This window comes from Alienimonas sp. DA493 (assembly GCF_043951915.1).
Taxonomy (GTDB): Bacteria; Planctomycetota; Planctomycetia; order Planctomycetales; family Planctomycetaceae; genus Alienimonas.
This window is the reverse complement of record NZ_JBINJD010000206.1, coordinates 1-7,419: the sequence shown is the minus strand read 5'-3', so window position 1 is coordinate 7,419 and position 7,419 is coordinate 1. Positions and strand designations below refer to the sequence as shown.

At 71.9% G+C, this 7,419-nt stretch carries 3 protein-coding genes and 1 pseudogene; all 4 read left to right on the top strand.

Annotated elements, in window-relative coordinates; all coding sequences use genetic code 11:
• Window positions 1-548, top strand: a pseudogene (locus ACG2DA_RS20585) (hypothetical protein); the annotation flags it as partial.
• A 109-nt stretch (window positions 549-657) separates the two neighbouring features.
• Window positions 658-1,524, top strand: coding sequence for a hypothetical protein (locus ACG2DA_RS20580; RefSeq protein ID WP_395258286.1), 867 nt, complete (start codon window positions 658-660; stop codon window positions 1,522-1,524).
• Window positions 1,525-1,592: 68 nt separating this feature from the next.
• The gene (locus tag ACG2DA_RS20575; RefSeq protein ID WP_395258285.1) at window positions 1,593-2,747 is read left to right on the top strand and encodes a serpin family protein; all 1,155 of its coding nucleotides are present in this window, start codon (window positions 1,593-1,595) and stop codon (window positions 2,745-2,747) included.
• Window positions 2,748-3,003: 256 nt separating this feature from the next.
• Window positions 3,004-6,786 (top strand): hypothetical protein, encoded by a 3,783-nt coding sequence (locus tag ACG2DA_RS20570; protein WP_395258283.1) that lies wholly within the window; start codon window positions 3,004-3,006, stop codon window positions 6,784-6,786.
• The last annotated feature ends 633 nt before the right edge of the window (window positions 6,787-7,419 follow it).

The window sequence follows — 7,419 nt, the reverse complement described above, 5'->3', positions numbered from 1 at the left end:
GGCGGACCGACCAGACGTTCCGGACGAAAGTTCCGAACGGACTCCGCGGCGCCGTCGAATTGAGCGATTTGGTCGCCCAGGGCGTGGTCGGTCGCGATTTTGTCCAAACGACCCAAACGGTCTACCGCCGGCCCGCCCCGCAAAACGACCCGGGTTCGAATCCCGGCGGCGGCGAACCTGGCGACGGCGACGGACAGGTCGACCCGTCCAAGCTCGCGTTCGGGGTCAAGGTGCGGCAGGACGGCGGCCGGGGAGTGTCCGTGGAGCGGGTGTTCGCGGGCACCCCCGCCACCCGCCTGCGGGACCGGGCCGGGACCGCCGGGATCGTCTTGGAGCCCCGGGACCGGATTTTGTCGATCGGCGGCCGACCGACCGACAGCGAGGCACAGTTCACCGCCGCCGTCGACGGCGCCCCGCCCACGACCGAACTGCAGGTCGTCAACCACCGGGACGGGTCGGTATTGACGCTGATCGTCTCCTTCAACCGCCCGACGGACGGCGACGGAGCGATCCGCTCCGGACGGACGACCGCCCGTCCAAATCGCTGAGGCGTCTTCAACTCAGGACCGGTCTTCAGCCGGTACGTCCCCCGACCCGCCGTCACGGGTCGAGAGCTTCTCCCCCTCGCTCCGCCGCTTCGATCCCGAGGTTTTCCCGATGACTCGCTCCCACGCTTCGTGCCCGCTGTACCGAGCGACCCTTGCTGTGGTCGCCGCCGCGTTCCTGGCCGTGCCGGTTCCCGCCCAAGACGACGCGACGACCCGTGCCCGACAGCGCCAAGACGCGAAGACCCGATTCCAGACCCTTCAGCAGAAAGCGACCGTCAGCGGCCAAGACGCGACCGTCCCGAGCTCCGACGATCCGCAAACTCGGTTCAACGTCGTGGTCCCGCCGAACACCACCGCCCCGAATCTGACCACGGGCGGGCCTCCCTATCAGATGGCCGCGAAGGTGATGTTCGAACTGCTGGGGCCGGACGGACGGCCGACCGGGTTCGTGAACCCCGTGCGGCACCGCTGGCAGCCGGGCGAACGATTTCGGATGTACGTCGAGAGCAGCGTGCCGGTCTACGTCCACCTCTTCCAAGACTATCCGAACACCGGCCGCCCCAGCCGCCCCGTCTACCCCGACGACCGCAGCGCCGCCTCGTTCGCCCCGCTCCCGCCGGGCCGACTGGTCCAACTGCCGGTCGACTTCGTGATGGACCCGGACCCGGCCGACGAGACCATGGCCGTCCTCTTGGTCCGAGCCGACCATCCGACCTACCCGCTGAACCCCGGCGCCAACGCGGGCGGCGCCAACGCGGGGGACGGACTTTCGGGGGCGGGCGGAACGATTCGCGGTCCGGTCGGCGCCGCGGTGCGGTTCGCGGCGACTGAGAACGCGGGGGCTGTCCCCCGGTTCGACATCGTTCCGCCCTTGCCGGACGTCCCGGCGATCTGCCCGGACCGGGAGGACAACGCCTTTTACGTCCTCGGAACTGGGACGGAGCACCGGTTTGTGCTGACCCTGCAAAAGCGCTGACGCCATGGGGCCCCCCGGCCCGGCCACGCCCTTGCCACACCCGCCGTTCCCATGTCACGCCGGAACTCGTGTCTGCTCCCGCCCTGCTGACGCTCTCGCTCTTCACCGCGGCCGTTCCGCCGCCGAACGATCTGGGGACGCGGCCGGTCGGCGTCTGGACCGTGTGGGCGGCGGTCTCGGCCGGCGGGGGAAACGTCGCGTTCAGTCCGACGGGCGTCAGGAGAACTGTCGCCATGCTGCGGCCGGCGGTGGCGGGAACGGCGGCGGGCGACCTGGACCACGCCTTCCCGGACCTCGAGGCGGTCGGTCCGGTTCCGCCGGACGGCCCGTTCTCGGCGCTTGATGCGATCTGGGTCCGTACGGGGCTACCAATCCGTCCGACCTACCGGGCGGCTGTCGAGCGGATCGGCGGAGAGGTGAAGTCGCTCCCGACCGCCGACCCGACGGCCGCCGTCAACCGTTGGATCGAAGTCGGCACCGCAGAACGAGTCCGGGGCCTGTTCCCGCCCGGCGCTTTGGACGGGGCCGAACTGGTGCTGGTCGACGCACTCTCGTTCCGCGGGACTTGGCCGACCCCGTTCCGTCCGACTCAAACCCCGATCCGGTTCCGCACCGCGAGCGGATCGGTCGTGACGGCGCCGGGGATGACGATTACGACGACATGCCGCTACGCCCCGCCGGAGGCGGATCGACCCGCCGCGGTCGAATTGCCGTACGCCGCGGGGCTGGCCCTGACGGTGCTGCTGCCGCCGGCCGGGGAGGAGGGGCCGGCGTCGCTGACCGAATCCGAACTGGCGGCGGTCCGGGCGGCGCTTCGACCGGCCCGCGTGACCGTGACGTTGCCGCCGTTCTCAATCCGTTCCCGGCATAATCTGCTCGACCCGCTGGCCGCCGCGGGGGCCGGGGCGGCGGTGGCGGCCGGGGCCGATTTTTCCCCGCTGACCCCTCGGCCGGCCGGGTTGACCGTCGGCACGCTCGTCCAGGAGGCCGTGGTCACCGTCGACGAACAGGGGACGTCCGCGGCGGCCGCGACCGGGGGGGCGGTCGTCCGGTTCGGCCGCCGGGACCCGCCCGCGGCGTTCACCGCGGACCGCCCGTTCCTGTTCGTCATCGCCCCGGTCGCCGCCGCACCCGGCGGCCCCGCGGCCGAACGCCCCCGTCCGGCCGCCCCGCTGTTTCTCGGTCGAGTCGCAGACCCGACCGAACCCGACGACCGCGACTGAACCGGCCCGTTAGGTCCCGCACCAAATCTTGCCGTCCGAGTCGCCCCCGCCCATGATCAGCATCGTACCGCCCGGCTCCGGCGCCGGCCGCCCCGGCGCTCCTGATCGTGCCGAGGTTCCCGCAACGGATCCAGGTCCGGCGGCCGAAAATGCGCTCGGCTGCGAGGAGTCGCAGCCCGAGCCGCACACCGATCGGTTTTCGGACGTCTTCGCGGCCGAATTGGAGGAGGTGGTCGTCCGGCGGCGGTCGGCCGGAATGATCGAGCCGGGAGGCGACGCCGAGGCGCCGCGGGACCGGGCCGGGCTCGCCCTGTCCGGCGGGCGAGCGGGAGCGGCCGGGTTCAACCTCGGGTTCGTGCAGGGACTCGGCCGGCGGGGATTACTGAGGCAGTTCGACTACCTCTCGTTGGTGGCCGGCGGGGGCCGGGTCGGGGCTTTGCTAACGGCCGTCGCCGGCCGCCCGGACAACGATCTCGGCCTCACCGCCGGGGGCGACCCGACTCGCGAGCCGGTCGAGGCGCCGGTCGGGGAGCCGGGGCGATTACTGCCGTCGGCGGACGGCCGGCAGCCCCCGCAAGTGCTCAAACTCACGCACGCCGGGGTGTACCTGCGGCAGGGGCTACGCCTGTTCGACCGGTATCTGCTGGGAGTCCTCGTGACGAACCTGCTGATCATCCTCGGGCTCTGTGCCGCGGCGGCCGGGGTGGCGTGGGCGTTCCGGGCGGTCGACGGCGGAACGCGGCCGGACGGAACGCTCCCGTGGACAGCCGGGCTGGCCAACGCGTTCGGGTTCAACGGCGACGTTCGGCGGGCGTTCTTCTGGTCGTCCTTACTATTAACATTGTGGATTGCCGCTTGGTGCGTGCGATTGGGGGTCGCGGCGGTCAGTCGGATCCGAGCCGCCGATAAGTCCGGGGGAGGCGGCGCCCCGGACGGGCCGCCGCGGTGGGCGGTCGCCCGCCGCCTCGGCGAGGCGGTCCGGCGGGTCCTGTTGGTGCTGTGGCTGGTCGGTCTGCCGCTCGGGCTGGTCTCGCTGCTAGCGACCGGGGACATTTCGATCGCCTCCCACAAGGCCGCCGACGCCGAGGACCGGACGTTCCTGCGGACCCTGACGGAAGGCATCGCGGTCGTGCTGGCCGCGTTCCAGGTCGTCACGCTGCTCGGGGCGTTGCTGCCTTCCAAAATGCTGCACGGCGGGACTCACCCGCAGGACCTCAAGGAGCGATGGTTCTATCGGGTGGCCAGCATGGGGATGCTGATCGGGGGCCCGCTACTGCTGTTCGGCGTGTTCGCCCGGGAGGATCTGACGGACCTGACCCGCCGCCCGGACGAGGTCCGCCCGGACGTCCCGCTGCTGTGCCCCGCTCACCCGCACCTGATCAGCGGGTCGGACTTCAACACGTTTCCGATCGCGTGGCGGCGGATTCACCAACTCGCCGACCGTCGGCTGGCCGCCGGGGGGCGGGTGAAGGCGAACGTTCCCGTCCAGGCCGGCGGGGCCGAGGAGACCGAGATCGTTGAGGAGGGCCTGTTCGAGCCGGCCCATGCGATGTGGTTCAGCGCCTCGCGACCGGCCCGGGGCGACGCCGTCAAACGGGCCGCGGCGGGCGGGTGGGACGGGGAGGCGGCGGAGCTGGTCGAAGCCGAGGTGGATCGGGTCGAACACCTGTACGGGCTCTTCCCCTGGGAGCGGCCGCTGCCCCAGTCGCTGTCGGCGTGGATGCGTTCGTCGGTACCGGTCGAGGACGCGGCGTCTTGGGAGACGCACGCCTCCAGCCTCTACCGGCAGACCCGACAGCGCCTGACCGAGCGCCGGGCGATGATGGCCGGATTGGCCCTGCACGCCCTCTCGGACCCGAAGTTCTACGAGAAATTCAGGGCCTTCGACCTTCAAACCGACGTCGGCGACGAGCTGCCGCTGGGGTGCGACCCGCCGCGGATCGTCGCCGCCCGGGAGCGGGCCGAGGGACTCGCCCGCCGGTGGGGCCTGCCGAGGGACAAGGGAGGCTGGCCGGAATACCTCACGGTCGGGCCGGACCGCCGAAACGAGTTGCTGGCCGCCCTGGAGTCGGATCGCGCCGACGGCGGTTCGGCCGACCGCGTGCGGCTGTTGCGGGAAACGCAGGAGGTGAACGCGGAGTTGGTGCGGGCCTACCTCGGCGAGTTGATCGGGCCGGCCGACCGCGTCTTCGCGGCCGAGGTGCACGCGTTCGATCAAGCCGCTCGTCTGCGGCTGGCGGCGGCGTTCGCGATCGCCGCCGTACTGGTTTGGTGGTTGGTCAACCTGAACGACGTGAGCACTCACGGCACGCTTCGGGACGCGTTCCGGAACGTTTGGCTGCCGAACAGGCGGGACGACCCACGGCTCACCGATCTCGCCGCCGTCGGTCCGGCCGCGTCCGGGAGCGGGCCGGACCAAGGATCGGGCGGGGTTCCGCCTCGGACCGGGCCGCCGACCCTGCTGGGCGGACCGTACCCGCTGATTAGCGGGACCGCCCACCTGCCGCACCGGTGCGATCTGGTCAGCGGGATGGAGGCGGACGCCTACCACCGACGGTTGGAGCGGCCGCGGCCGGGTCGGCAGAGACCGGCGGGCGTGTGGGCTCTACGACCGTTCGAGCGGTTCCTGCTCTCCCCCCTGTACTGCGGCGGGCCGCGGACCGGCTGGGTGCGGACCGACGGGGACCCCGACTACCGAAGCCTGCGCCTCTCGGACGCGGCGTGCCTGGCCGCCGGCGTCCTCACCCCGGAGCGGACCCGGGATTGGGCCCTGCGGGCTTTGACCACCTTGTTCAACGTCCGCCTCGGTTTGCGGGTGAGGAACCCCGCCCGCGTGTCGTCCGCCACCCGGGCCCGGTCCGCCACGCGGGCCGGCCGGACGTGGGCCCGCCTCACGCTTCGCCGCCGCCCGCCGCGGGCGCTGTGGCAGTTCGTCGATTACGTGACGCGTCATCCGGAAGACCGCGAGAACCTGCTGCTCACCGACGGGCAGCACCACGACAGTCTGGGGTTGGAAGCCCTCCTGCGGCGGCGGACCCGACTGATCGTCTGCGTGGACGCCGCCGCCGATCCGGACGGGCGGTTCGCCGATCTGCTCAAGACGGTTCAGCGCGAGGCGGCCGAGTCCGGGGTGCGGGTGCGGTACGACGGGGACGGCGGCGAGGAATTATGCCGGGAGTCGCTGGAGCGGGTCGGGTCGAAGGACGCGGCCGCTCACTTCTTGACCGCCCGGATCACCTACCCGCCCCTGAACGACGACCCGGCCCTGGCCGATCTTGAGGACGGTCCCGCCGCGGACGCCGCGAACGTGACCGAGGGGTACCTCATTTACGTAAGGCCGACGTTCGACGGAGACGAACCGGCCGCCCTGCAGCGGTTCCGGTCGGAGAACCCGGCCTTCCCGAACGACCCCGCCGCCGTCGTCGCCGATCCCCGGCTGATGGAGGCGTATCGGTCGCTGGGACAGCACGCCGCCGAAGTCTTCGCCGATCGTCTGGACCGCCTCGGCGGGGGGCGACCCGGGTCTTCCGCAGGCGACCGACGTTCCGCGTGGCTGGCCTCGTTCGACGCCGCGGGACTGGACGACATTGATCCGCGGACCGAGCTGCCGACCGTTCGGTTCGACGCCGAAGGGGGTTCGGGGCCGGGAGCGGACGGCTGTCCGTTCTCTTCCGTGACGGAGGCGGCCGCGGAGATTTCTGCGGCCCGCACCTCGCGGCGGCGGCTCGCGGTCTGGAGAATTATCTCCGCGGACCCGCTTCACATCCGTCCCGCCGACCGTCGCTCGCTCAGTCGATTACTGGCCCAGCAACAGCTGCGGGAGACCGACCCGGGCGTGCACGGCGACCTGCTGCGGGCGATCGATCACCTGCGGGGCGCCCACTGGCTGGAGAACTTGCGGAACACGGTCGGCGACGCCGCTGACGTAAATCCTCCAGACGGCGTCGGGGCGGACGGCCCTCCGTTGATCGGCTCCGCCGCGTCACCCGGCCCGCCGCGAGCAACCCGGCGTGATTCGCGGGACGCGAAGCCGCGATGACGGCCGTCGCGACGCGGGAGTGCCCGCTGTCGTTCCCTTCTTTCAAATTCCTTCACCGGCAAGAGTCCGGGGCCGGGGGCTACCGACGCTTCGCGGCGGCTCCGAACGCGGGACCGCAGCGGCCGCCACAGGCGAACGACAGCACCGCCCGTCGCTCAACTCAACGCAGCCGACCTCTTATACCTCGTCCGGCGCCGGCGACGCGGTCAACTGACCGACGCCCCCCGCCGCCGCGTCCTGCGGTCGCCCCGATGAGCGGCCCCACGCAGGAATTGTTCGTCAGTCCTGACGGCACCGCCCGCGGCCTCTATGGCGAACTGATCGACGCCGCCGCCCTCGGCGACAACGCCGTCGTCCGAGCCAGTTAAGTCGAGCCGCACCCCCGAGGCGGCTGGGCGGCGGACCTCTCGCCGAGCGGCGGGCCGGTCCTCGGGCCGTTCCCGCTGCGGAGCGAGGCGTTGGCCGCCGAGGCCGACTGGCTCGTCCTTCACCGCTTGGCCCCGACCGGGGTGACTCACGCTCCCACGGTGTTGCGCTTCCATCTGCCAGCGAAGCGGCGGCTTGGCGAAATCCACGCCCCGACGGCGTAACGCACGCCCCCACGGGGTTTCACTTTCACCTCCCCCGAAGCGG